26 protein-coding genes, 1 tRNA gene and 1 pseudogene are annotated in these 24,865 nt (G+C 53.2%); 8 read left to right on the forward strand and 20 right to left on the reverse strand.

Translation table 11 applies throughout. The features are described 5' to 3' along the window. Window positions 1-31: 31 nt before the first annotated feature. The 6 genes from D5085_14670 to D5085_14695 form a co-directional block, all read right to left on the reverse strand. On the reverse strand, window positions 32-1,426 hold the full coding sequence (locus D5085_14670; GenBank protein ID QEP44256.1) for a glutamate--tRNA ligase: 1,395 nt from the start codon (window positions 1,424-1,426) through the stop codon (window positions 32-34). A gap of 22 nt (window positions 1,427-1,448) precedes the next feature. After that, window positions 1,449-2,144 carry a sensor histidine kinase gene (locus D5085_14675; protein QEP44257.1) on the reverse strand — a complete coding sequence of 232 codons (696 nt, stop codon included), beginning with the start codon at window positions 2,142-2,144 and terminating at the stop codon, window positions 1,449-1,451. After that, on the reverse strand, window positions 2,141-3,766 hold the full coding sequence (locus D5085_14680; protein ID QEP44258.1) for a response regulator: 1,626 nt from the start codon (window positions 3,764-3,766) through the stop codon (window positions 2,141-2,143). The genes D5085_14675 and D5085_14680 overlap by 4 nt, the downstream gene beginning before the upstream one ends. A gap of 29 nt (window positions 3,767-3,795) precedes the next feature. Beyond that, the gene (locus tag D5085_14685; protein ID QEP44259.1) at window positions 3,796-4,872 is read right to left on the reverse strand and encodes a threonine synthase; all 1,077 of its coding nucleotides are present in this window, start codon (window positions 4,870-4,872) and stop codon (window positions 3,796-3,798) included. A gap of 58 nt (window positions 4,873-4,930) precedes the next feature. Then, window positions 4,931-6,244, reverse strand: a complete 1,314-nt coding sequence (locus D5085_14690; protein ID QEP44260.1) for a homoserine dehydrogenase — start codon at window positions 6,242-6,244, stop codon at window positions 4,931-4,933. A gap of 65 nt (window positions 6,245-6,309) precedes the next feature. Then, the gene (locus D5085_14695) at window positions 6,310-7,497 is read right to left on the reverse strand and encodes an alanine transaminase (protein ID QEP45179.1); all 1,188 of its coding nucleotides are present in this window, start codon (window positions 7,495-7,497) and stop codon (window positions 6,310-6,312) included. A 104-nt stretch (window positions 7,498-7,601) separates the two neighbouring features. On the opposite strand from D5085_14695, the gene D5085_14700 reads away from it, so the two are divergent. The 4 genes and pseudogenes from D5085_14700 (at window position 7,602) to D5085_14715 (ending at window position 10,662) form a co-directional block, all read left to right on the forward strand. Continuing rightward, window positions 7,602-8,012, forward strand: coding sequence for a hypothetical protein (locus D5085_14700; GenBank protein ID QEP44261.1), 411 nt, complete (start codon window positions 7,602-7,604; stop codon window positions 8,010-8,012). 120 nt (window positions 8,013-8,132) lie between these two features. After that, window positions 8,133-8,208 (forward strand) — tRNA-Thr (locus D5085_14705). A 550-nt stretch (window positions 8,209-8,758) separates the two neighbouring features. Continuing rightward, window positions 8,759-9,148: pseudogene (locus D5085_14710) on the forward strand (hypothetical protein). A 656-nt stretch (window positions 9,149-9,804) separates the two neighbouring features. After that, window positions 9,805-10,662 (forward strand): carbon-nitrogen hydrolase family protein, encoded by an 858-nt coding sequence (locus D5085_14715; GenBank protein ID QEP44262.1) that lies wholly within the window; start codon window positions 9,805-9,807, stop codon window positions 10,660-10,662. On the opposite strand, the gene D5085_14720 is transcribed toward D5085_14715, so the two are convergent. The 14 genes from D5085_14720 to map form a co-directional block, all read right to left on the reverse strand. After that, the gene (locus D5085_14720; GenBank protein QEP44263.1) at window positions 10,638-11,189 is read right to left on the reverse strand and encodes a DUF615 domain-containing protein; all 552 of its coding nucleotides are present in this window, start codon (window positions 11,187-11,189) and stop codon (window positions 10,638-10,640) included. The two genes, D5085_14715 and D5085_14720, sit on opposite strands and share 25 nt — an antisense overlap. Then, window positions 11,176-11,445: an HPr family phosphocarrier protein gene (locus D5085_14725; GenBank protein ID QEP44264.1), complete on the reverse strand. Its 270-nt coding sequence runs from the start codon at window positions 11,443-11,445 to the stop codon at window positions 11,176-11,178. Before D5085_14725 ends, D5085_14720 begins: the two co-directional genes overlap by 14 nt. Continuing rightward, a complete protein-coding gene (locus D5085_14730) occupies window positions 11,438-11,851 on the reverse strand; it encodes a PTS fructose transporter subunit IIA (protein QEP44265.1) in 414 nt (137 codons plus the stop codon). Before D5085_14730 ends, D5085_14725 begins: the two co-directional genes overlap by 8 nt. Then, window positions 11,848-12,708 (reverse strand): RNase adapter RapZ, encoded by an 861-nt coding sequence (gene rapZ, locus D5085_14735; GenBank protein ID QEP44266.1) that lies wholly within the window; start codon window positions 12,706-12,708, stop codon window positions 11,848-11,850. The genes D5085_14730 and rapZ overlap by 4 nt, the downstream gene beginning before the upstream one ends. 38 nt (window positions 12,709-12,746) lie before the next feature. Further along, window positions 12,747-13,217 carry a hypothetical protein gene (locus tag D5085_14740; GenBank protein ID QEP44267.1) on the reverse strand — a complete coding sequence of 157 codons (471 nt, stop codon included), beginning with the start codon at window positions 13,215-13,217 and terminating at the stop codon, window positions 12,747-12,749. Further along, complete coding sequence (locus tag D5085_14745; GenBank protein ID QEP44268.1) at window positions 13,214-13,720, reverse strand: PTS sugar transporter subunit IIA; 507 nt, start codon at window positions 13,718-13,720, stop codon at window positions 13,214-13,216. The genes D5085_14740 and D5085_14745 overlap by 4 nt, the downstream gene beginning before the upstream one ends. Before the next feature lie 18 nt (window positions 13,721-13,738). Further along, a complete protein-coding gene (raiA, locus tag D5085_14750) occupies window positions 13,739-14,068 on the reverse strand; it encodes a ribosome-associated translation inhibitor RaiA (GenBank protein ID QEP44269.1) in 330 nt (109 codons plus the stop codon). Between the two features lie 55 nt (window positions 14,069-14,123). Further along, on the reverse strand, window positions 14,124-15,569 hold the full coding sequence (locus D5085_14755; protein ID QEP44270.1) for an RNA polymerase factor sigma-54: 1,446 nt from the start codon (window positions 15,567-15,569) through the stop codon (window positions 14,124-14,126). An 84-nt stretch (window positions 15,570-15,653) separates the two neighbouring features. Beyond that, window positions 15,654-16,391, reverse strand: a complete 738-nt coding sequence (gene lptB / locus D5085_14760) for an LPS export ABC transporter ATP-binding protein (protein QEP44271.1) — start codon at window positions 16,389-16,391, stop codon at window positions 15,654-15,656. After that, window positions 16,388-16,891: a lipopolysaccharide transport periplasmic protein LptA gene (lptA, locus tag D5085_14765; GenBank protein QEP44272.1), complete on the reverse strand. Its 504-nt coding sequence runs from the start codon at window positions 16,889-16,891 to the stop codon at window positions 16,388-16,390. Before lptA ends, lptB begins: the two co-directional genes overlap by 4 nt. Window positions 16,892-16,896: 5 nt before the next feature. Then, window positions 16,897-17,442: an LPS export ABC transporter periplasmic protein LptC gene (gene lptC / locus D5085_14770; GenBank protein ID QEP44273.1), complete on the reverse strand. Its 546-nt coding sequence runs from the start codon at window positions 17,440-17,442 to the stop codon at window positions 16,897-16,899. Continuing rightward, window positions 17,442-17,978, reverse strand: coding sequence for a 3-deoxy-manno-octulosonate-8-phosphatase KdsC (gene kdsC / locus D5085_14775; protein ID QEP44274.1), 537 nt, complete (start codon window positions 17,976-17,978; stop codon window positions 17,442-17,444). Before kdsC ends, lptC begins: the two co-directional genes overlap by 1 nt. Before the next feature lie 69 nt (window positions 17,979-18,047). Further along, the gene (gene glnD, locus D5085_14780; protein QEP44275.1) at window positions 18,048-20,744 is read right to left on the reverse strand and encodes a [protein-PII] uridylyltransferase; all 2,697 of its coding nucleotides are present in this window, start codon (window positions 20,742-20,744) and stop codon (window positions 18,048-18,050) included. Continuing rightward, window positions 20,741-21,538 (reverse strand): type I methionyl aminopeptidase, encoded by a 798-nt coding sequence (gene map, locus D5085_14785; protein ID QEP44276.1) that lies wholly within the window; start codon window positions 21,536-21,538, stop codon window positions 20,741-20,743. Before map ends, glnD begins: the two co-directional genes overlap by 4 nt. 287 nt (window positions 21,539-21,825) lie before the next feature. On the opposite strand from map, the gene rpsB reads away from it, so the two are divergent. From rpsB to D5085_14805, 4 genes are all read left to right on the forward strand, one after another. Next, the gene (gene rpsB / locus D5085_14790) at window positions 21,826-22,584 is read left to right on the forward strand and encodes a 30S ribosomal protein S2 (GenBank protein QEP44277.1); all 759 of its coding nucleotides are present in this window, start codon (window positions 21,826-21,828) and stop codon (window positions 22,582-22,584) included. Window positions 22,585-22,670: 86 nt separating this feature from the next. Continuing rightward, on the forward strand, window positions 22,671-23,549 hold the full coding sequence (locus D5085_14795) for an elongation factor Ts (GenBank protein QEP44278.1): 879 nt from the start codon (window positions 22,671-22,673) through the stop codon (window positions 23,547-23,549). Window positions 23,550-23,555: 6 nt separating this feature from the next. Further along, complete coding sequence (locus D5085_14800; protein QEP44279.1) at window positions 23,556-24,278, forward strand: UMP kinase; 723 nt, start codon at window positions 23,556-23,558, stop codon at window positions 24,276-24,278. A 15-nt stretch (window positions 24,279-24,293) separates the two neighbouring features. Next, window positions 24,294-24,851, forward strand: a complete 558-nt coding sequence (locus D5085_14805) for a ribosome recycling factor (protein ID QEP44280.1) — start codon at window positions 24,294-24,296, stop codon at window positions 24,849-24,851. The last annotated feature ends 14 nt before the right edge of the window (window positions 24,852-24,865 follow it).

The raw sequence follows: 24,865 nt of genomic DNA on the forward strand, positions 1-24,865 counted from the left end.
GATTACCGGCTCCGGCGCTACACTATCAATGCTAGCGCTCTATGTAGGCCAGCGCCCGTTCAATCCGCCTAAGCGTCGCCTCTTTGCCGACTAGCCGTAGGGTGAGATCGAGATCGGGGGAGGGTTGACCGGCGGTCACGGCCATTCTAAGTGGCATTGCCACTTTACCAAACCCGACACCCAGTGCGGTGACGGTGGCGCTAATGGCAGCGTGGATCGATTCTTGCTGCCACTCGGTCAGCTGCGATAGCGCCTCTTTAACGGCGGTGAGAGGCTCAACGGCAGCCGCTTTTAGGCTCTTTTGGGCTGCGGCTAGTGTGTACTCCGGTTCATCACGATAGAAAAAGGCCGACATAGCGACAAGTTCAGGTAGGGTCTGTGCCCGTTCTCGCTGAATGGCTAGAATGTGGTGCAGTTTCTCATCTAGCGGGGGGGTGATCTGTAGTGGCTGCCAAAAGGGTTGGCTCAACTCGGCTAGGCGGGAGAGATCGGCTTGGCGTAGCTTCTGTTGGTTGATATGGCGTAGCTTGTCGCTATTAAAACTGGAGGCCGATTTGTTGACTTGGTTAATATCAAAAAGGGCGATCATCTCCTCTAATGAGAATAGCTCTTGATCGCCATGTGACCAGCCGAGGCGAACTAGGTAGTTCAGTAGTGCTTCGGGGAGGTAGCCCTCAGCGGCGTACTGCATCACACTAACGGCACCGTGGCGCTTGGAGAGTCTGGCTCCATCATCGCCTAAGATCATCGGCAGGTGAGCATAGGTGGGGTTCTCCCAGCCTAGAGCCGCTGCCATATTCATCTGTCGGGGGGTGTTATTGAGGTGATCATCACCGCGAATGACATCGGTAATCCCCATATCGTGATCATCGACCACGACACTGAGGTTGTAGGTGGGGGAGCCATCGCTGCGGCGAATGATCAGATCGTCAAGCTCGCTATTATTAAAAACCACTCGCCCCCGCACCCTATCGTTGACCACCACTGTGCCGTGCTGGGGGTTAGCGAACCGTACCACATGGGGCTCAGTAGCAGAGATAGCTCGGTGGCGGCAGTGGCCATCGTAGCGCGGCTTCTGTTTGGCGGCTAGCTGCTGCTCCCGTAGCTGCTCTAGCCGTTCGCGACTACAGTGGCAGCGGTAGGCCTGATCGCTATCGAGTAGCTGATCGATAATGGCGTGATAGCGCTCAAAGCGATCGGTTTGATAGACGGGGGGGGCATCTGAGTGGAGTCCGAGCCAGGCCATGCCGTCGAGAATCGCCCGCACCGATTCGGGGGTTGAGCGCTCCAGATCGGTATCTTCAATGCGTAGCACAAACGATCCACCATGTTGACGGGCGTGGAGCCAAGAGAAGAGGGCGGTTCTAGCACCGCCGACATGGAGGTAGCCGGTAGGGCTAGGGGCAAAGCGGGTCTTGATAGTCATATCACTTCCTTTTGAGAGTCAGTTAGGGGAGTAGAATATCGAAACAGCCCCCACCGAGAGGACCGCCGTTGCTGAGGCGAATCTCCCCTACGCGACTGCCGTTGCGGTGTAGTTCGGCCACAATCGAACTGAAGTAGAGACCGAGGCCAGTGTTGCCGCTGTAGAAGTCGATGGCGGTCTGTCCTTGGGAGTCGTTAATCGCCAGCATCGCTGGAGGGAAACCGTTACCATCATCTTCGATTCGTAGCCGTAGTCTCTCCCCCTCCATTGCTGCACTGAGTACGACTTGAGTGCGGGTGTAGCGTAAGGCGTTGGTAAAGACATTGTTAATGACCCCACTGATTAGCATCGGATCGAAATACCAGTTCAGCTCCTCATCGCAGTCGAGACGGGCGCTAATATTATAGCTACGAATGATCGTGTCGTTCTCGGCAAGACACTCGTCGAGAAAGTCGGCGACATAGATTTCGTTAATCACGGGACGGTAGTGGCCATTCTCAATCCGATAGAGTGAGAGTAGCTGCATGAGGTTGTCATTGACCCGAGCGGCCTCATAGCGCAGGGTCGCTATTTCGCGCTCGGTGATGGGGTAGCAGCCATCGGGGGTGCGCCGTTCGACAAGGGTATCAATGGAGGAGAGCACCATACCGAGAGAGTTTTTCATATCATGGACGCTTGAGGCCAAAATGGCCGGAAAGACATCATTTTGCCGTTTCATGAGGGGAGTACCTTTTTTAGTATGCGTTTTAGTTGCGACTGTAACATCGGTAGTTTCGGGTGTTGGGGAGCCCGTTGTTGTAAAGTTTGTAGGCAGCGACGCACTAGTTCGATATTTTGGGGTTGGCGCTGGAGCTTATCTTCAGCATGAAACACCACTTGGAGGGTATTGATATTAATCGTGATATTATCGGGCATCTTCTCTAAAGCTCCCCTAAAATGGAGTAGGGCTCCACTCATATTCCCCTTGCGAGCCATCGCTACCCCATGGTTATTGAGCTCGATAATCCGCTGTCGGATCCGTTCGACCAGTCGCTGCCCCTCTTCGCGCATATTGTACTTAACAAACAGCGCTTTCACCTCTTCGAGTACCGCCTCATCATCGTGGTGATTTTCAGCAATCTGCTCTAAAATTCGAATCCCCTCGGTGTGGCGTTCTAGCGCCAATTCAGTATCGGCTAGATAGAGCATAAACTCAGCATCTAAGCCGCTGCGCCCCTTCACCTCCTGCTCTAGCTGCTGTAGTAGCTCGATAGCCTCCTCATGACGCTTTTCACTCTGTTTTTGAGTCGCTTTAACCAGTTTTAGGTAGAGATTATCCTCCTCACGAAACTCCTTTCGCGCTTGGCTCATCGTCTCTCTAGCGCCGAGCATATCCCCCATGCGGGTCTGAACGGTGGCGAGGCGAGCGTAGTGGCTAACATGGTGGTGGATGGAGTGGGTGGCATAGTTAATCACCGCTCTGGCGGCGGAGAGAGCGACATCGAGGTGGCCATTATGGAGTGCCGCACGGGCGAGTCGTTCTTGACGCGAGACATTTTTGGGCGAGAGGCTGGTCGCCTCCTGTAACACCCCCTCAGCCTCACCTATTCGATTTTGGCGCCAGCGAATTTGAGCTAGTAGATCGTAAGCGGCCACCATGCTCGGATTTTGATGCAGTAGCCGTTGCAGTAGCTCTTCGGCTAGCTGGAGCTCCCCTTGTAATAGGTGGGCCTCGGCCTTACCTAGCATCGCCCACGGCAGAGGGCGCTGATTGATTAGCTGCTGGTAGATGCTAATCGCTTCGGCGACTCGGTCGAGCTTCATTAACATCTCGGTCTGGTAGCGCTGGAGTAGAGTCTGGTAGTGAGGGAGTTGCCGTTCTAGCTGCTTCGATAGGGTGATTGCCTGCTCTAACTCTCCTTGCTGTTGCAGCTCATAGAGGGGGCGGAGCTTCTCTATGCGTTGCAGTTGGCGTAGTAGTCGCTTGCGCAGTAGCTGTTTATTGAATGGTTTAGCCAGATAGTCATCGGGACGAAACTCAACCGCCCCCATGACCATATCCATCGCATTTTCGACCGTGACCATAATAAAAAGCGTTAGTTCAGAGATAAGGTTTTTGCTCCGGACCTCCTCTAATAGCTGCTGACCATCTTTGCCGCTACCTAAGTTGTAGTCACAATAGACGACATCGTAGTGGCGGTGGGTGAGCTGCTCTAGCGCCTGTTTCCCATCGTGAGCGATATCGATATCGTTAGCGCCAATGGAGCGCAGCAGTTGGCGCAGATATTGGCGAAATTGATCAAAGTCATCGATCACCAGATACTTCTGGTTGGCAATGAGCTCTCTGTCATCACTATCCACAGCGATTATCTTGGTTCGATTCGATTCGGTTACAGGTTATCTAGTATCGCCCGTTTGACGGCATCGAGCTCAGCGGCGACGGTGATCATCTTCGAACCGCTCTGCTTAATGGCGATATCGGGATCTTTTAGACCGTGGCCAGTTAGGGTGCAGACAATTTTACTCCCCTGTGCAATCTTCCCCTGCTGAATATCGGCCATCGCGCCGGCGAGTGAGGTCGCGGAGGCCGGTTCACAGAAGATACCCTCCTTGTCGGCTAAGAGTTTTTGAGCCGCTAAAATCTGCTCATCGCTACACTCATCGAACCACCCCTTTGACTCCTGCTGTACCCTCCACGCCTTCTCCCAGCTCTGTGGGTGGCCAATGCGAATGGCGGTGGCAACCGTTTCAGGATTATCGACCATCTCCCCTCGTAGAAAAGGGGCGGAACCGCTAGCCTGATAGCCGACCATGATAGGGACTGAGTTGACAATCCCGTGGTCACGATACTCGGTATAGCCCATCCAGTGGGCGGAGATATTACCGGCATTGCCCACCGGAATGCAGTGGTAATCGGGGGCGGTACCTAACTCTTCGACAATCTCAAACGCTGCGGTCTTCTGCCCCTGTAGTCGAAAGGGGTTAATCGAGTTAACGATGGTGACAGGTGAGTGGTCGGCGACCTCTTTCACTAGCCGCATACCGTCATCAAAATTCCCCTCGATTTGAATTACCACCGAGCCGTGCATCATCGCTTGAGCTAGTTTACCCATCGCAATCTTACCTTCGGGGATGAGCACAAAGGCGGTAATGCCGGCACGAGAGGCATAGGCGGCCGCTGCGGCAGAGGTATTACCGGTTGAGGCGCAGATAATCGCTTGCGAGCCCTCTTCAACCGCCTTGGTGACCGCCATGGTCATGCCGCGATCTTTAAATGAGCCGGTAGGGTTGAGCCCCTCATATTTAATATAGATGTCGATATCTTTGCCGAGGTGGGCTGGAATATTATGCAGGCGAATGAGGGGGGTATTGCCCTCACCGAGTGAGATAATGCGGGTATCATCATGCACCGGCAGACGGTCACGGTAGCGATCAATTAATCCGGTGTAGCGGGGGCGAAAAGACATAGCGCTCTCCTTATCTGTTGGCGATAGTTTTGCGGTGGGTTGGGTCGGTGTGGCTGGCCTACTTTAGGCTCTCCATCCGAATGCGTACCGCCCTGCCGGTCACACTAGGTAGAGCCTCAATGGCGTAGAGCGCTTGATTCATCTGCCGCTCTTTGACTTTGTGGGTCAGCATAATCAGCGGTAGGGTGCTCTCGCCGTGCCAAGCCGCTTTTTGAATCATCGCCTCAATCGAGATGCCGTTATCGGCTAAGATGCGGGTGATTTCGGCTAACACACCGTGGTGATCTTGCACCATCATCCGTAGATAGTAGCTAGTTTCGACCTCTTCCATACTGATAACTGGCGTGGTGTCGAGGGCAGCGGGCTGAAACGCCAGCGCCGGTACACGGCTGCCGCCCGACTCATCTTGTAGATCACGCGCGACATCAATAATATCGGCCACCACGGCTGAGGCGGTGGCTTCGGCACCGGCTCCAGCACCATAATAGAGGGTCGGCCCGACCGCATCACCATACACCAGTACTGCGTTCATAACGCCATCAACATTGGCCAGTAGCCGCCGTTCGGGGATGAGGGTTGGGTGGACGCGCAACTCGAATCCAGCCGGCGTGCGACGGGTGATTCCTAGATGTTTAATGCGGTAGCCGAGCTCTTCGGCATACTGCACATCTTCGCGAGTAATGTGGCTAATGCCTTCGGTATAGGCTTTATCAAACTGTAGCGTAATGCCAAAGGCGACTGAGGCGAGAATGGTCAATTTATGGGCCGCATCGATCCCCTCAATATCAAAAGTGGGATCGGTTTCGGCGTAACCGAGTCGCTGCGCCTCGGCCAGTACATCGTTAAAGTCACGACCGGCGTTACGCATTTCGGTCAAAATAAAGTTACCGGTACCATTAATAATGCCCGCTAGCCAAGCGATCTGGTTAGCCGCGAGCCCTTCGCGAATCGCTTTGATAATCGGGATACCGCCGGCGACAGCGGCCTCATAGGCGACAATCACCCCATTTTTCTGCGCTTCGGCAAAAATCTCATTCCCGTGTTTGGCGATTAACGCTTTATTGGCGGTTACGACATGCTTTCTATTGCTAATCGCTCGCATCACTAGCTCTCGGGCGAGAGTATCTCCGCCAATGAGCTCTACGACTATATTGACCTCAGGGTGGTTGACCACCTCAAACGGATCGCTAGTTAGTGTGATGCCCTCAGTTTTGCAGATACGCGGTTTGTGAATATCTCGTGCCGAGGCGATAGTCATTTCGACTCTATGCCCTACGCGACGGTTGATCTCCACCTGATTACGGGTTAGGACATTGACCGTCCCTCCTCCCACAGTTCCCAATCCTAATATGCCCAGCTTTACGCTACTCAAAATCTTCTCTCCAAATCTCTAACATCACCTAAAAAATACAACTAACAGCGACTAGCCACTGCCCACTAAAAAAAAGCATCGCGTTTAAACATATCTCGAATGCCCCGAATCGCCTGACGGGTACGGTGCTCATTCTCAATCAGACTAAAGCGGACATGGCTATCGCCGTAGTCACCAAAACCGATGCCTGGTGAGACGGCAACTTTCGCCTCCTGCAGCAGTTTTTTGGCAAACTCCAGTGAACCGAGTTCGCGGTAGGGGGCAGGAATGGCCGCCCAGACAAACATAGTCGCCTTTGGCTTCTCCACCTGCCAGCCGATGCTGTTCAGGCCATCGCACAACACATCGCGCCGCTTTTGGTACATAAGGCGAATTTCAGCGACACACGATTGATCGCCATCAAGCGCCGTAATCGCCGCCACCTGAATCGGGGTAAACATCCCGTAATCGAGATACGACTTCATCCGTTGCAACGCACTGACCAACATCGGATTGCCGACCATAAATCCAACCCGCCAACCGGGCATATTATAGGTTTTGGAGAGGGAGTAGAACTCCACCGCCACCTCTTTCGCCCCTTCAACCTGCATAATTGACGGACACTGGTAGCCATCGAAGGTGATCTCAGCGTAGGCGATATCCTGCACAATCCAAATCTGGTGTTCGCGAGCGATAGCGACCACCTTCTCAAAAAAAGCCAACTCAGCCACTGCCGCTGTCGGATTGCCGGGAAAGTTGAGCACCAGCATCTTCGGTTTCGGCCACGAGTCTTTAATCGCCTTCTCCAGCTCGGCAAAAAAATCGACCTCAGGAGTGAGCGGTACATGGCGAATATCGGCACCGGCAATCACAAACCCGTAGGGGTGGATAGGGTAGGCGGGGTTAGGTACCAGTACCGCATCTCCCGGCCCGACGGTAGCTAACGCCAGATGGGCCAGCCCCTCTTTAGAGCCGATAGTGACAATCGCCTCGGTTTCAGGATCGATATCGACATCAAACTTGCGCTTGTACCAGTGACTGATCGCCTTACGCAGGCGCGGAATGCCGCGAGAGAGCGAGTAGCGGTGGGTATCATTGCGCTGCGCCGCCTCACACAGCTTATCGACAATGTGCGTTGGTGTGGGTTGATCTGGATTACCCATGCCGAAATCGATAATGTCCTCTCCCGCCGCTCGCGCCTTGGCCTTAAGTTCATTAACGATATTAAATACATAAGGGGGGAGTCGTCTAATGCGGGGAAACTCTTCAATCAAAGTGATACTTCCTAATTGTAGCGTGAGAAGGGGCGATCTCGGCTTGGCAGCCACCCATCTAGCTGCCATAATCGAAATCCTTGTAGCCTATTTTACCCAAAATTATGCAAATTACCCAAGAGATAAATCGCCACTATTACGCTATTAGTCACTACAGCGACGCCGCTATTACCCTTGCCGCACCACCCGATGAGGGGCGGCTAGTCGTGCGGCAGAGTTTCGTTTTGACCCCCCACGCACTACAACCAGCGTGGCCTGTCACTGACATCGCCCAAATCGATACCGCCGTGCTGCAGCAGCTAGTCGATAACTATCCGAGCGATATTCTACTCATCGGCTGTGGCACTGCGAGCCGCTTTCTCCATCCGCAACTGTTGCTGCCGCTACAGCAGCAGGGGATTGGGGTTGAGATGATGACCAATCGTGCCGCGTGCCAAACCTTTAACACCTTAGTTGGCGATGAGCGCCGAGTCTGTGCGGCAGTAATGTTGCCAGAACTGATTAGCGTTAACTGAGGGGGTTGAGGGTGTATTAGTTATATAAATCAACAATTTAATAACAAAATAGGTTGTTAAATTACCACACGCTATTGCCATCATCTGCCAAAATCAATATAATTTGCGCTCTCAAAATTAGCCGGCATAGCTCAGCAGGTAGAGCAACTGACTTGTAATCAGTAGGTCCCGCGTTCGATTCGTGGTGCCGGCACCAAATAAATCAAAGGCTTGCAGGGTTTTTCCTGCAAGCCTTTTTTGGTTTTTGGGGTTCTGGTGACCCTAGAAAATAAAACTCTACTCCGGCATTAAGTGGCTTGAGCACCTGTCGCGACACTACAGCGCGGATCAGAGCGCTTTTGTCGCAGTAACCCACGATAGTGCCGCTTGTCATGAGTTATATGCTCGCCCGTATGCGGATCTATAAATCGTTTAAATTACATTAGATAATGTCTTATGTAATGCGATACATAATCACACAGTAACAACTCAAGTAGCGCCTTATTTCAGATGGCGCGTGGCAGAGTATGGCTCGGCATCGAGGCGCTAGTGACAGTGGTTAGCCGATTCAATCTTGCTCCAAGTTGGCAGAGTAGAGTAGCCGTGAATATCGCCTTCAGTCATTCGTGGATTAAGCCGCTTAAAAGTTGCATAATATCCAGCATCGGTGGGGGCTCCTGTGAAGTTGCCTGTTTTTCATGACCTTAACTTCCCGTTCCCCTTAAATTTTGGGCGCAGATAGCAAACTATTTAGCAAGGTGTAAAAAATGTTAGCGGAAGAGGATATCTCCTTTATCAAAAACCACTTAGGGGGATGGTTATCCGAGCAGTCACTAGGAAAGCCGCCGGTTGTCTATGAGATTGAACTACGGGAACGGATGGTTCGAGTTGAAGAGGCGCTAAAAAATCAGGGTGAGGAGCTTAAAGCCCAGCGCGAGCTCATTCGTGATCTCATGCACCAAATTGATAAGCGATTTGAGCAGGTCGATAAGCGATTTGAGCAGATTGATAAGCGATTTGAGCAGATTGATAAGCGATTTGAGCAGATTGATAAGCGATTTGAGCAGATGTTGGCACAGACCGATAAGCGATTCGAGGAGATGTTGGCACAGACTGATAAGCGATTTGAGCAAGTCGATAAGCGATTCGAGGAGATGTTGGCACAGACTGATAAGCGATTTGAGCAAGTCGATAAGCGATTCGAGGAGATATTGGCACAGACTGATAAACGATTTGATCAGGTCGATAAGCGATTCGAGGAGATATTGGCACAGACTGATAAGCGATTTGATCATGTCGATAAGCGATTCGAGGAGATATTGGCACAGACTAATAAGCGATTTGATCAGGTCGATAAGCGATTCGAGGAGATATTGGCACAGACTAATAAGCGATTTGATCAGGTCGATAAGCGATTCGAGGAGATGTTGCTACAGACCGATAAGCGATTTGAGCAGATGGCTGAAGATAATGGACGGAAATTTGAGCAAATTGATAAGCGTTTTGAACAGATGGCCGAAGAGAATAGACGGCAATTTGAGCAGGTCAATAAGCGGCTCGATCTACAACATAATGAAATTATGACGATCCATCTGGAGATGAAGCAGCAGATGCGCTGGTTTTTTGCCACAACGGTAGCGGTAGGTGGTCTGGTGGTAGCGGTACTGCGGCTCTGGCCTATTTGATTGATACCAACGCCGGCGGGTGGTCGTTTACCCTAACCGAGGCACAAATACCCTTCTCATCGCTATCGAGTCGGGGTATCATCTCCTACTGTTCAATATCTACCACACTTAAATAAAAAGGGGTATGCGTGAGTCGAGTTGCTGCAATTCAGATGGCGTCGGGAACCAATATCGGTGCCAATCTGCTCGAAAGTGAGCGCCTGATTGCCAAAGCGGCGGCCTTGGGGGCTGAGCTGGTGGTACTGCCTGAAAATTTCTCGATGATGGGGATGCAGGAGCAGGATAAACTTAAGGTTAAAGAGCGACCGGGAGAGGGGATGGTGCAGCACTTTCTGGCCGAACAGGCGGCTAAACACGCTGTTTGGTTGGTCGGGGGGACGGTGTCGATTGAGTCGTCACAGGCCAATAGGGTCTTTGCCGCTACACCACTCTATAATAGTCACGGCGAGCTAGTCTGCCGCTACGATAAAATTCATCTGTTCGATATCCACCTGCCCGAGACTGGCGAACGCTATAACGAGTCGGAGGCGATAGAGCCGGGGGAGCGTATTGTGGTGGTCGATACCCCATTTGGGCGTCTGGGCATCGCTGTCTGCTACGATCTGCGCTTTCCGGGGCTGTTTCGACGCATGATTGATGAGGAGGTGGAGCTGATCGCACTGCCAGCGGCCTTCACGGCGATGACTGGTAAGGCGCACTGGGAGGTGCTGGTGCGGGCGCGGGCGATTGAGAATTTAAGCTATATGATCGCCTCGGCACAGGGGGGGTACCATGTGAATGGTCGTGAGACCCATGGGGACTCAATGATAGTCGATCCTTGGGGAGTGGTGCTAGATCGGCTGCCGCGCGGTAGTGGGGTGGTGGTGGCCGATGTCGATATGGAGAGGCTGCGAGAGATTCGGCGCAACTTTCCGGTGCTAGAGCATCGTAAGCTCTCCTGTAGTCTCCCTTCACACCACTATCAGATCTCCCCCTCCCGTAGCTGACGCAGGTAGCGAAATAGCTCCCTCGCCGCTTTAGGGGCCGCCTGTCGCTGCTGCTCCTTTTTAGCGTGGTTGATTAGCTGTCGTAGCGGTTGTAGGTTAACCGGACGACCTAGCTCCTCTACTAGCTGTTGCAGCTCACGATTTAAGTTATCACTTGTTACTAGCCGCTCTCGCCACTGCTCTAGCCAGTGGTGGGCGTGGCTGTTCTGCTGCTGTTGGTGGGTTAGCTGCTCTAGTGCAGCGGCAAGGGTGGCGACGCTGTCGGGATCGGCGCGTCGTAGTAGCTTGCCGATAAACTGGCGTTGGCGTTTTATGGCCGAGTGGCTGTGGATCTGCTGTGCTGCGAGTACCGCTTGGAGTAGCTCCTCGGGTAGGGGGAGCTGTTGTAAACGGTTCAGTGGCAGTTGAATGAGCTCTTCACCCAATGCTTGTCGCTGGTGCGCTTGGCGTTTTAGTTCACTCTTACTCGGCCAGAGTAGAGCGTTGTCGCTATCTTCGTCGTTCAAATCGGGGTTACTCCGGTTCATCAAAACGGCGCTTAATTAGTTCGGAGAGCGCCTCGACCGCCTGCTGCTCATCTTCACCTAGCGCTTTAAGCACGATATCGCTGCCAAAGGTGGCTCCAAGCATCATAATGGCCATAATGCTCTTAGCATTGACGGCGCGGTTAAGGTAGTGTAGTTCGATCTCGGCTTGGTACTTTTGGGCGGTGGTCGCTAGTTTGGCCGCAGCGCGGGCGTGAAGGCCGAGACGATTAGATAGCTGTAGGGGTTGTTCAACCATGTTGTAGCTCACATAGCTCGGGGTTGCAGGCTAAAATACCGTTCTGCCCCCCTTTAATCGCTTGGGTGGTAATGTCGTCGATAGAGAGTTGGGGGTAGTTGTAGATCTTTAATAGCATCGGTAGGTTGAGTCCAGAGATGATCCGTACGTGGGGGAGGTGGAGTAGTCTGCAGGCCATATTTCCTGGGGTAGCGCCGTAGATGTCGGTAATAATTAGCGTATCACGATCAGGGTCGTGGTTACGCATGACCGCCTCGACTCGGTTAATAAGGTGATCTACTTTTTCGTGTGGTAGTACCGAAATCACCTCGGTCTCTAGCGGCAGGGTGCCGAAGGTGTCGCTGGCCATCTGTAGCATCTGCTGGCCGATTTGGTGATGGGTAATCAGAATCAGACGGATACTCATTCTAGCTCCCGATGGTGTAGTTGTACCGGATAGTCCCCTTGGCGAAAGTGGTCGGCTAACCGTTCGGCCATATAGACCGAACGGTGCTGACCCCCGGTGCAGCCGATGGCAATGGTCAAATAGCTGCGCCGATCTTGGGCAAAACGGGGGATCCACTGTTGAATAAAGTGGCAGATATCGTTAAACATCTGCTCGACATCGCTATTTTGCTGTAGATAGTCGCTAACGGGACGATCGCGACCGGTGAGGGGACGCAGTTTGGCCTCCCAGTGGGGATTAATCAGGCAGCGGACATCGAATACGAAGTCGGCCTCCTGTGGGATGCCGAATTTGAAACCGAATGAGCCGAACATGATCGCCATCTGTTTACCCTCTACCTGCCCCGCTGCTTTAATGACCATGTGCCGTAGTTGATAGACGCTGGTTGAGGAGGTGTCAAACTGGTGGTGAGCCATCTGTAGCAGCGGCTGGAGGAGTAGCCGTTCCTGACTAATCGCCTCCTCTAGCGAGGTGTTGTCATCTGAGAGGGGGTGGCGACGACGAGACTCGCTGTAGCGTTTTATGAGCACCGCATCATTCGCGTCGAGAAAGATGAGGATGAGCGAGTAGTCTTGCTGTAGCTGATGAAAGGCGCTACGAAAACTTTGGGTATCGTGGTGCAGGGTACGAATATCGATGCCGATAGCGGCGCGACAGGGTCGGCTGGTGCCGTGACCACTGGTAATGCAGTGGGCAATAAAGGGCTCAATTAGGGCAACGGGAAGATTATCGATACAGTAGAAATCGTGATCTTCTAGTGCCTTAAGTGCAATCGATTTACCTGAACCGGAGGTGCCACTAATAACAATAAGTTCCATTAAGAGTTACTCAGTAGATTCGGTGCGGCCATTCTATCTCAACTTGGGGTAAAAATCTGTCTAATCAGGTTCTCAATCAATAGCGGTGAGGCATTGTGATAGCCGGGCAGGGGCAGGGTGGCGTGCGGTAGCGGCGGGCCGAGAGTGTTATCTTGCTCTAGGCGCAGGTAGGGGAGGTTGATAGTTGGGTCAGCGCCGGTGGGCTTAAGTGAGATCCGGCACTCAATGGTGCTCTGGCGTTGCAGGGTATGGCTGCCGTAGAGTTGAGTCAGATTAAACAGACCACAGTCGCGAACGATCATCACGCCGTAGCCGTTATCAGGGGCGAAGCCGGTGAGCTGTTGGTTTGTATCGGTGTAGAGAAAGAGATCATCGGCGACGAGTCGATGTCCTCGGTCGAGTAGCTGTAGTGACAGTGTGCTCTTGCCACTAGCCGGAGGGCCATCAATAATCGTACCGTGGTTAAACAGAACTAATAGCTGTCCCTGATAGAGGGGGGGGAGGTTCAGTGATCTGGCTCCTGCAGCCGCTGTAGCTGCTGTACAATCAACTGTTGCAGCGCTTCGGCGCTCTCAAGTTGCCGAAGCTCGGTGGCGATAGCCTTATCCCTAAGGAGGGTCGCGAGCGCTGAGAGTAGCTGTAGATGGTGGGTTGCCGACTTCTCTGGAACCGCAATGGCAAAGATTAGATCGACCGGTTGTCGATCAGAGGCGTCGAAGTCGATCGCTTCACTGAGAGTAATGACCGCCAGAATCGGGTGGTCGAGAATCGGCAGGCGGGCATGGGGAATGGCAATGCCATGCCCTAGACCGGTTGAACCGAGGCGCTCTCTAACTAGCAGCGCCTCGTAGGTGAGCATCGATAGCGACTCATCGGCGTCAGTACCGATGAGGGGCTCAATGGCATCGTAGAGTAGCCCAGCGGCGCACTCAAGGAGCCGCTTTTTGCTGCTAAGACTGATACGGGGCCGAATGTGGCGAACCGAGAGTAGCTGTTGCAGATCGATGCTCATAGCTAAGACCAGAGGGCGCTATTCAGAGAGCGGTTGATCTTTTAAGGCACCATTATTGCGGTGGTGGTTAGTCACCTTCTCCTTGTGTTTGCGGATTTGGCGGTCGAGTTTGTCAGCTAGGCCATCGATGGCGGCGTACATATCCTCATGCTCGTGGTTGGCAAAGAGTTGGTTGCCGGTAATGTTAATCGTGGCTTCAGCCTTTTGGCGCTGCTTCTCTACGCTGAGAATGACATGCGCGTTGGTAACCTGATCAAAATGACGCTCCAGACGCTCAAGTTTACTACCGACATATTCCCGTAATGGGTCAGTAATTTCTACATGGTGTCCTGTCAGGTTAAGTTGCATAGGTTGCTCCTTGGTTTTCTTACTGTGTAACCTTCGGCGAGCCGAAGGGGTGTTCCTATGTCAGCCGCTTGCGCTCACTAGAGGAGGCAATGCCCATCGCTTCACGATATTTGGCGATGGTTCGGCGGGCGACGTTTATACCACGTTTTTTCAAAATTGTGGCAACTTTCTCGTCGCTCAGGGGCTTTTTTACCGGCTCCTTGGCGATGATCTCTTTAATCATGGCGCGAATGGCGGTTGAGGAGGCCTCACCACCACAGGTTGTGCGGACATGGCTGGAAAAGAAGTACTTTAGTTCAAAAATACCGCGGGGGGTATGGATATATTTGCGATTGGTGGTACGGGAGATGGTCGATTCGTGCATCTCCAGCTCTTGGGCAATATCGGCTAAAATCATCGGTTTCATGCCGACCTCACCCTGTTCTAAAAACGCTTTTTGGTGGTGGACAATCCGTTCGGCTACTTTGAGCAGGGTATCGTTACGACTCTGTAGGCTTTTAATAAACCAGTGTGCCTCCTGTAGATGGGAGCGCATGGTGGAGAGATCGCCCTCACTCATGCTGCGCATTAGCTCGACATAGTGGTGGTTAACGCGCAGTTTGGGGGCATTATCGGGGTTAATGGCGACGCGCCACTGCTGTTCAACTTTGCGTACAAATAGATCTGGGGTGATATAGTCGTGACGGCTATCGTGAAACGGTGTTCCGGGGCGGGGGCTCTGTTGTTGAATTAAAGTGATAATCGCGGCTAACTCCTGATCGTCAATCTTCATGCGCCTTTTGATCTGTTGATAGTCTCTGGCGGCGAGTTTGTCAAAAAAATAGCGCACTAATTTGATAGCTCCAGCTCGTAGCGGCGATTCGGGTAGCCGCCGTAGCTGAATTAACAGACACTCTTGCAGATCGAGTGCGGCAACGCCGGCTGGGTCGAACTGTTGTACGAGGTGGAGGATTGCGATAAGCTCCTCTCGCTGTAGCTCCGGTAACATGGGCAGCAGGGTCTCTTGTAGCTGCTCTAGTGAGAGTGATAGTAGCCCATCGCTGTTGACCGCATCGATAATCGCCTCGGCAATGAGTCTATCACTGTCGCTTAGGCGGTAGAGCTGGAGCTGCTCTAACAGGTAGGCCTGGAGTGAGAGGGGGGACTCATCGGCATACTCTTGGGTAAACGCCTCATCGCTAGCGGGGGCCGTTGGGGTGGGGGTGGCGATATCGAAGCTATCCTCCCACTGACTATCGGTAGGGAGATCGTCCGGTATCTCGCTCTGCTGCTCTAGTGTTAGCTCTCTCTCACTGTTCTCATCGCTGTCACTCTGCGCCTCGGGGAGCGGTTGGTCGCTATCCTCTTCGTACTCCTGCTCTAGCATTAGGTTGGCATCAAGCGCCTGCTGGATCTCTTGCTGTAGCTCAAGTGAAGAGAGCTGCAACAGCCGAATTGCCTGCTGCATCTGCGGGGTCATGGAGAGATGCTGTCCGAGCTTTGCCTGTAGTGTCTGTCTCATCGGTGAGCGTCCTAATCCTTGACGATTGTTAGTCTGAAAACGGCAGTGGTAGCCCTAACGCCCTCTATTGCCGCTATCTCTAGTTTAGATGGCAAATTGGGCTCCTAAATAGGTCTGTTGTACGGTTGAGTTCGCTAGTAGCTCTGTGGGGGTGCCTGCGGCAACCACCCGTCCCTCGCCGACAATATAGCCCCGCTCGCAGATAGAGAGGGTCTCGCGTACATTATGGTCGGTAATGAGGATGCCGATATTGTTCCGTTGTAGCTGTCGAATCATCGCCTGAATATCGGCGACCGAGATAGGATCGACCCCAGCAAAGGGCTCATCTAGCAGAATAAAACGGGGGTTAGAGGCGAGTGCGCGGGCAATTTCGACTCGTCTGCGCTCGCCGCCGGAGAGGCTCATGCCGAGTGAGTGGCGAATATGGATAATATTGAACTCCTCTAGCAGTCGCTCTAACTCCTCTGCCTGCGCCTCTCTATTGAGATCACTACGAAGCTCTAAAATGGCGTTAATATTCTCTTCGGTGCTCAATTTGCGAAAGATGGAGGCCTCTTGGGGCAGGTAGCCGATACCAAGACGGGCGCGGCGATGGATCGGCAGGTGGGTAATCGGGTAGTCATTGAGGAGGATGCGGCCCGCATCGCAGCCGATTAGACCGACTATCATATAAAAGCTGGTGGTCTTACCGGCACCATTAGAGCCGAGCAGGCCGACAATTTCGCCACTATTGAGGGTGAGTGAGACATCGTGCACGACCGTCCGTTTTTTATAGCGCTTGCAGATGTTTTCTGCGCTTAGGGTGTGGCGCGATGGAGTCACTCTGCCTCCCTTGGTTGTAAAATGACATGAACCCGCTGCTTACTCGAACCACCGCTACTCGCCTCTACTCGGTTTTGATGAATGAGGTAGCGAATGGCGTTACCGCTGAATTGATCACCGCTGTGGGTTAGGCGGGCGTTGCCCTGAAAGTCGAGGGTTGCTTGCGTTGCATCGTAACGAATGGTGTTCGCTTGCGCCTCTAACGGGGTTGGGGTGAGCTGCTGTAGATGGGTTGGGGTGCCGTGGGTGGTGACCGAGGCGATAGCGCGATCTGTGGTGACAATCTCTAAGCGATCGGCTTTGAGGGTTAGATCGCCCTGTTGCAGCACGACTTGACCTTGATAGAGGCTAATGCCACTGCTCTCATCAATCGTTAAGGTATCGGATTGAATCGAAATAGGCTCGTTACTGGTATTAAATAGGGTCGTGCGCTCTGCCGCCGTCAGAGGCAGTGGAGTGAGGGCTAGTAGCAGCAGCATGTGAGGGAGGTGTCTTATCATAGAGTTTAGGGTTGATAGAGGGCGGTGACACCGTTAAATAGGTGCAGTTGCTGAGTCTGTAGGGCTAGTTCGAGTCCGCCAGCCCGAATCGTTAGCTGGGGGTGGTGCAGGGTGACCGGTTCGGGAGCGCTCAGTTGCCGCAGGGCCATATCGATCGATAGCGTCTCTGTCTGTAGTCGGTACCCTTGAGGCCATTCGGAGAAGGGGCCGTAGAGCTCAACTTGCTGCTGTAGCAGTAGTTGGCCACTGTCGTATAACAGCCCGCCATTGGCCTGTAGCTGCCACTGCGCCTCGTTACTGTAGAGATTGAGTCGAGGTTGCAGTAGTTCACTGAGCTGCCGTTCGGGGTAGTGGATGAGGCGGGTCGCCTGTAGCCTCTCCCGTGGGGTGCCGTTAGCGCTACTCTGAGAGAGTGTTGGTTGCTCTATACGGTAGTCGATCGGGGCGGTGGCGCTAGGTGTAGCGGGGGGGAGCGCTCTTTGCGATTGAATGTAGCGTCCGCCCCATAGCAGCCCAAGTGCTAGTAGTAGCAGCGATAGTAGTCGTGGCATTAGGCGAGGTAGTCGTCGATGAGGGCACTAAACTGCCCCTGAGCGTGCATAATCAGTTCGCACAGATCGCGTGCAGCACCCGCGCCCCCCGGGTTTGGCGTTATCCAGTGTGCCTGCTGCTTGACTAGGGGGTGGGCATCGGCTACCGCGACTGAGAGTCCAACCCGCGTCATAATCGGCAGATCGATAAGATCGTCACCGACATAGGCGACCTGAGTCGGGGTGAGCTGTAGCTGCTGTAACATCTGCTCATAGGCGGGTCGCTTCTGCTGCTGCCCCTGATAGAGATGGTTGATATTGAGGCTCTCCATACGAACTTTGACGACATTCGATTGGCGGGCGGTAATAATGCCGATGGTCACTCCCGTGCGCTGTAGCATCGTCATGCCAAGGCCATCACGGGAGTGAAACGCCTTGTACTCTTGGCCATCATCGCCGATAAATAGGCGGCCATCGGTTAACACGCCGTCAACATCAAAGATAACCAGTTTTATCGCTTTGGCCTGTTGATAGATCGCTTGCATGGAACTCCTCATCGCTGTTTGAGCCATTATAGTCGTAGTGGCGGCGGAAAATCACGCCCTGAGCGCCAATTTCGGCCCGATCTACTGGGGAGGCTGGGGCGATTCATGGCAGAGAGTGACCGCAAGTCGGCTATCAAGTATCTGTTTTATATGGTTAATCTGCTCGGAATTAAGTGCCAAATTATCGGCTGTCGAGAGGGTGAAGATATCCTCTACCCGCTCCCCTAGGGTGGTAATGCGGGCGCTGTGGAGACGATAGTCGTCACAGGTGATCACTTGGGCTATTTGGGAGAGCAGCCCTGGACGATCAGAGGAGATAATCTCTAGCATGGTGCGCCGGTTTTCGTTGTGGTAGAGGGTGATTTGGGTGGGAGTGGTAAAGCACTTCAGTTGCCGTGGTATCAGCCGTTGGCGATCGGTATCGGGGGTGAACTTGCCGTTGAGCATCTGCATTAATATCTCCCGTACCTGCTGCTGTTCGTCGCTGGCGATATACTCTCCGCAGCGGTTCAGTACCGTGTAGGTATCGAGGGCGTGGTTATCGGAGGAGGAGAGGATACGGGCATCGACAATATTGAGTCCGAGCTGATCGAGTGTCGCGGTCACATCGGCAAACAGGTTGTTGCGCAGAGGGGTGTAGATAAAAATCTCCGTTCCGCCTCGTAGGCTATTGTTACGCACCGCCACGACTGACAAGATCCCCTGCTGTAACGCCTGTAGCTGCCAGATAATCTCTTCGCTGGTGTAGCGCAGCAGGTAGTCGCTACCGAGTCGTTCGATCAGTAGTTCGACGTCGGTCTGTGGCCACTGGTGTGATTCGATATAGTGTATCACCTCGTCACGGCGCTGTCGCAGCAGCTCCTGTTGGCTGAGTGGATCGGTTAGGCCGCGCTGTAGCGCCTTGGTGGTTTCGCTGTAGAGCTCCCACAGTAGCGACGCTTTCCAGCTAGTCCATATCGAAGGGCTGGTGGCACGAATATCGGCTACTGTCAGCAGATAGAGGTAGTCGAGCCTATCTTGGCGGCCGACAAATTTGGCAAAGTCGTTAATGACCACCGGATCGGAGATATCTTTGCGCTGTGCCGTGAGGGAGAGTTTGAGATGGCTAGCCACTAGCCAGCTAACGAGTCGGGTATCAAATTCGCTGAGAAGATGGTCGCGACAGAAGCGTTCAGCATCGAGCGCACCTAGCTCGGAGTGATCGCCACCGCGCCCTTTAGCGATATCGTGATAGAGGGCGGCGACATAGATCAGCTCTGGCTTAGGTAGGTTGCGCATCATGTTGCTGCACTGTGGTAGTTCGAGCTGGTGCTTGTCGCTGGTGAGTCGGCGCAGATTATAGAGTAGCCGCAGGGTATGTTCATCAACGGTATAGGCGTGAAACAGATCGTGCTGCATCTGGCCACTAATTTGACCAAATTCGGGTAGATAGCGCCCTAACACGCCGTAGCGGTGCATCTTGGTAAAGACAAAGTTAATTCCGCTAGGTTGGCGTAAAATCTCCATAAATAGCGATTTGCAGCGCATATCTTGCCGAAAGCTCTCATCAATTAGGTGCAGATGGCTTCGGACAGAGCGAATAGTCGTGGCGCGTACCCCTTTGGCATCATCGCGCTGGGCGAGCAGCAGAAACATCTCTAGCAGCGCGTAGGGGTAGGTGGCAAAGGTCTGCGGGTGGGTGATCTCCAGATAGTTGTTTCGTAGCTGAAAGCGGCGATTCAGGGGGATAATGGTCGGCTGCTCTGCCTGTTGGCGTGGGTAGATGATATTTTCTAAAAAGAGCTGGAGCAGCATCTCGTTCAGCCGCTCTAGCTCCTGCACGGTGCAGAAGTAGTCGTTGGTAAAGTACTCTACCGCTAAATGGCGCCTATCACTCTGATAGCCGAACTGCTCGGCTAAGGTGCGCTGGTAGTCGAACAGCAGCCGATCTTCGCGGCGCTGGGCGAGGAGATGGAGTGCATAGCGAATCTTCCATAAGAACCTTTCGCCCGAGAGCAGGTGTTGATACTCCTCTGCGGTGAGGAACTGGTGTGCGACCAGATCAGAGAGCTTATCGGCCCCGAAGTGGCGTTTAGCGACCCAGCCGACCATCTGAATATCTCGTAGCCCACCCGGCCCCTCTTTAATGTTCGGTTCTAGGTTGTAGGCGGTGTCGTTGTAGTGTTTATGGCGCCGCCGCTGCTCCTCCATCTTAGCGCTAAAGTAGTCGGGGCAGCTCCAGAGCAAGTCGGGGCTAATCGACTGCTTTAGCTGTTGTAGCACGCTCTTATCGCCGCAAAGGTATCGCGCCTCAATTAGGTTGGTCATGACAGTCACATCGCTGGCCGCTTGGTGCCGACACTCCTCAAGGGTGCGGACGCTGTGACCAATATCCAGACCGATATCCCACAGTAGGGTGATCAGCTGCTCCATGGTGGCCGATTCGGCCTCGGTCAGGGGTTGCTGATGGAGTAGCAGAATATCGATATCGGAGTGGGGATGGAGCTCTCCGCGGCCATATCCCCCGACGGCGATGAGGCTAAATGGCTGCTGTAGTGGCTGGCTGACATGGTGCCATAGATGGATGAAGAGCTGATCCACCACCTTAGCTTGGCCGCAGACTAGCGCCTCAATGGGGTATCGCTGTTCGATAAAGTGCTGTTTAAGGGCGTCGTTCGCGCGGCTTAGATAGCTGCGATAGAGCTTAATGGTCGGTTTTATCTCGAACTGTAGTGGCTCTGAGAGGGCGAGAATCTCTGCGTATAGCTGCGCGACATCGCTGTTAGCTGTGGGGATCATAGGGTTAGCGGCGCCTCCTGCTCACCTTGACGCAGGGTTAAAATTTCGTTGCCGTGGTCGGTAATTAAAATCGTATGCTCCCACTGGGCCGAGAGTGAACGGTCGCGGGTGAGTACCGTCCACTTATCCTTATGCAGCTTGATCCCCGGCTTACCGGCGTTGACCATCGGTTCAATGGTAAAGGTCATGCCTGGTTTAATCTTGACCCCCTCCCCCGGTTTGCCGTAGTGGAGTACCTGCGGATCTTCGTGAAACTCCTGGCCGATACCGTGGCCGCAATACTCCCGTACGATGGAGTAGTGGTAGCTCTCAGCTAGACGCTGGACTGCGTAGCCGATATCGCCGAGGGTATGACCAGGTAGTGCCTCACGAATACCGGCGAACATCGCCATGCGAGCGACCTGCATCAACCGCGAGGCGCGAATCGAGGGCTCGCCGATGGCAAACATCCGGCTAGTATCGCCATGATATCCCCCCTTAATCACGGTAATATCGAGATTAATGATATCGCCCTGCTTTAACTTTTTTTGATCGGGAATACCGTGACAGACCACATGGTTAACCGAGGTACAGGTAGCGGCGGGAAACCCCCTATAGTTTAGGGGAGCTGGAATCGCCTGTTGAGTGTTGACAATGTAGTCGTGGCAGAGACGATCAATCTCGGCGGTGGTGATACCGGGCTGCATATAGGGTTCAATCATCTCCAGCACTTCGGCGGCTAAGCGGCAGGCCGTCCGCATTTTGGCGATTTCGTCGCGGTTTTTTAAGCGAATATTTAACGGTTTTTTACTCATGAGGCAGGGTGATGAAGTTAAGGTTTAGGGTTGATGACATAACACAGGGGCCTATTTTGCCAGAAGTGAGGCAAACTGTGGCGCAAAAGAGCTAAATTGCCCCGAATTTACCGATATCAAGTTGTTGTCGCGCGGGTGATATGGTATAAAGCGCCCCGCTGTTTCGATCCGAAATCGGAATCAAGGCGACCTATTCCACACACATACCGGCGCGACTACCGGGTGCCTTCGGGTTGGTAGTTGGGGTATGTGGCGGTTCTAAAACCCAAAATTCTTAGGAGTTTTTTATGTCAAATGTCACAATGCGGCAGATGTTGGAGGCCGGTATTCACTTCGGCCACCAAGCCCGTTACTGGAATCCTCAAATGAGTAGCTATATCTTTGGGGAGCGCAACAAAATTCACATTATCAATTTGGAGCAGAGCCTGCCGCTCTACAACGAAGCGATTAACTTTATCTCCAAAAAGGCGTCCCAAAAGGGCAAAATCCTGCTAGTCGGTACCAAACGCCAAGCGCGTGACCATGTTCGTAGTGAGGCGGAGCGAGCCGGTATGCCCTATGTTAACCACCGCTGGCTCGGTGGGATGTTGACCAACTATAAAACCGTGCGCCAGTCGATTAAACGGCTAAAGGATCTAGAGCTGATGGATGCCGATGGCACCCTCGACCGCCTACCGAAAAAAGAGGCGATTTTGCGCCGTCGCGAACTCGATAAGCTGCAACGCAGTCTCGGTGGCATCAAAGATATGGGCTCGCTGCCCGATGCGCTATTCATTATTGATGTCGGCCATGAGAAGATCGCCGTCAGTGAGGCCAATAAGCTCGGCATTCCGGTGATTGGTGTGGTCGATACCAATAACTCTCCCGATGGCGTTGACTATGTCATTCCTGGTAATGACGATGCGCTCAGAGCGATTGAGCTCTATACCAAAGGGGTTGCCGATGCGGTGCTAGAGGGTAAACTAGCTAGCAACCAAGCGGTGGCTATCGCCGATGAGTTTGTCGAGGTGACCGAGGAGAACGAGGTCGTCGCAGAAGAGGCGTAACCGTTACCGACATCGAGGTTTAGCTTTAGTTTAAACCACAATTTTTTGTGAACTAGATTGAATATTGAATAGAGGATAGGTTCAGGATGGCAATTACTGCGGCACAGGTTAAGGATCTTCGCGAGCGCACTGGCGCCGGTATGATGGAGTGCAAAAAGGCGCTCACCGAAACAGGGGGCGACATTGAGGCGGCGATTGAGCACATGCGCAAAAGTGGTCTGGCCAAAGCCGATAAGAAGGCGGGTCGAACCGCGGCAGAGGGGGTCATATTGGTATGCAGCTCTGACGATAACCACACTGCGGTGATGGTCGAGGTCAACTGCGAAACCGATTTTGTCACCAAAGGGGACGATTTTCAGACATTTGCCAACAGCGTCGCTAAACTAGCGCTAGCCGAAAAGTGCGCCACCATTGAGGCGCTACTAGCGGCCAAAATGGCCGATGGCCAGAGTGTGGCCGAGGCGACTAAAGCGCTAATTGCCAAGATTGGTGAAAATATGCAGGTGCGCCGAGTTGTGCTATTAGAGAACCGTGACGGGCATGTCGCCCACTATCTGCACGGCTCTCGCATTGGCGTTATGGTCGCCATGACTGGAGGGGATAACGAACTAGCGCGAGATATTGCGATGCATATTGCCGCTAGTCGTCCCGAGGCGATTAGCGCCGACGATATCGACTCAGCCCTGATTGAAAAAGAGAAGGAGATCTTCTCTGCTCAAGCAGCCGAAAGTGGCAAACCGGCCGACATTATTGAGAAGATGGTGTCGGGTCGAATTCAGAAATTCCTAAAAGAGGTGACGCTGCTAGGACAACCGTTTGTCAAAGACCCCGACCAGAGCGTTGAAAAACTGCTCAAATCGCGCGGTGCGACGGTGACAAGCTTCAGTCGCCTAGAGGTTGGCGAAGGGATTGAGAAGAAGCAGGAGAACTTTGCCGACGAAGTCATGAGTCAAATCAAAGGATAGTCTGCCATGAGCCCTCCCCCCCTAATTGGTCGTCGCATTCTACTTAAATTGAGTGGAGAGGCTCTGATGGGGTCTCAGGGGTATGGTATCGACCCTGCCGTACTGCAACGAGTAAGCGCCGAAGTGGCGGCAGTGATTCGTGATGGCGTAGAGATAGCCCTAGTCATTGGTGGCGGCAATATCTTTCGTGGCGTCGGTCTCGCCGCTAGCGGTATGAATCGAGTGAGCGCAGATCAGATGGGGATGCTCGCGACCGTGATTAATGCCCTAGCGTTTGCCGATGCGCTAAAGCAGCAAGGGATCGATGCTCGGGTGATGTCGGCGCTCAGTATGGAGCAGGTGTGCGAAACCTATACTCAGCGCCGAGCTATCGAACATCTACAGCAGGGGCGAGCGGTTATCTTTGCCGCAGGTACCGGCAACCCCTTTTTTACTACCGATTCGGCAGCAACGCTGCGTGCGATTGAGATCGAGGCCGATTGGGTATTTAAAGCGACCAAAGTCGATGGAGTCTATGATAGCGACCCGGTGAAAAATCCCGAGGCTAAACTCTATCGCCAACTCACTTTTGACGAAGTGATTGCCAACCGCCTCGGGGTGATGGACTTGACCGCCATGCTACTCTGTCGCGAGCACACGATGCCGCTTAAGGTATTTAATATGACCCGTGAAGGGGGATTGACGGCTATTTTAGCCGGTGCTGATGAAGGCACCACCGTCACCGCATAACCCAGGATAGAAGAGATGATTAACGACATTCTTAAAGATGCCGAAGAGCGAATGGGCAAGAGCCTTGAGACGCTTAAAGTGGAGTTAAGTAAAATTCGTACCGGAAGAGCCAACGCCTCACTGTTAGATCACATTACCGTTGACTACTACGGCTCGACAGTTCCGATCGGACAGGCGGCTAATATCCATGTTGAGGACTCACGCACTCTCACCGTCACACCGTGGGAGAAGGGGATGGTCTCAGTCGTCGAAAAGGCGATTCTCACCTCCGATTTAGGGCTCAATCCGGCCACCTCCGGTAATGTGATTCGAGTTCCGATGCCGCCACTGACCGAAGAGCGTCGGCGCGACCTAATTAAAGTGGTCAAAGGGGAGGGGGAGAAGGGTAAAGTGGCGATACGAAATGTACGCCGTGATGCGAACTCCGATTTTAAAGAGCTCTTAAAAGAGAAGTCGGTGAGCGAAGATGAGGCGCGTGGCGCTGAAGATTCGATACAGAAACTGACCGATAAGTTCGTGCTTAAGGTCGATGAGATAGTTGAGCAGAAAGAGAAGGATCTGCTCGAAATCTGATCTGACCAGATCAG

It is taken from the genome of Ectothiorhodospiraceae bacterium BW-2, assembly GCA_008375315.1.
Taxonomy (GTDB): Bacteria; Pseudomonadota; Gammaproteobacteria; order Thiohalomonadales; family Thiohalomonadaceae; genus BW-2.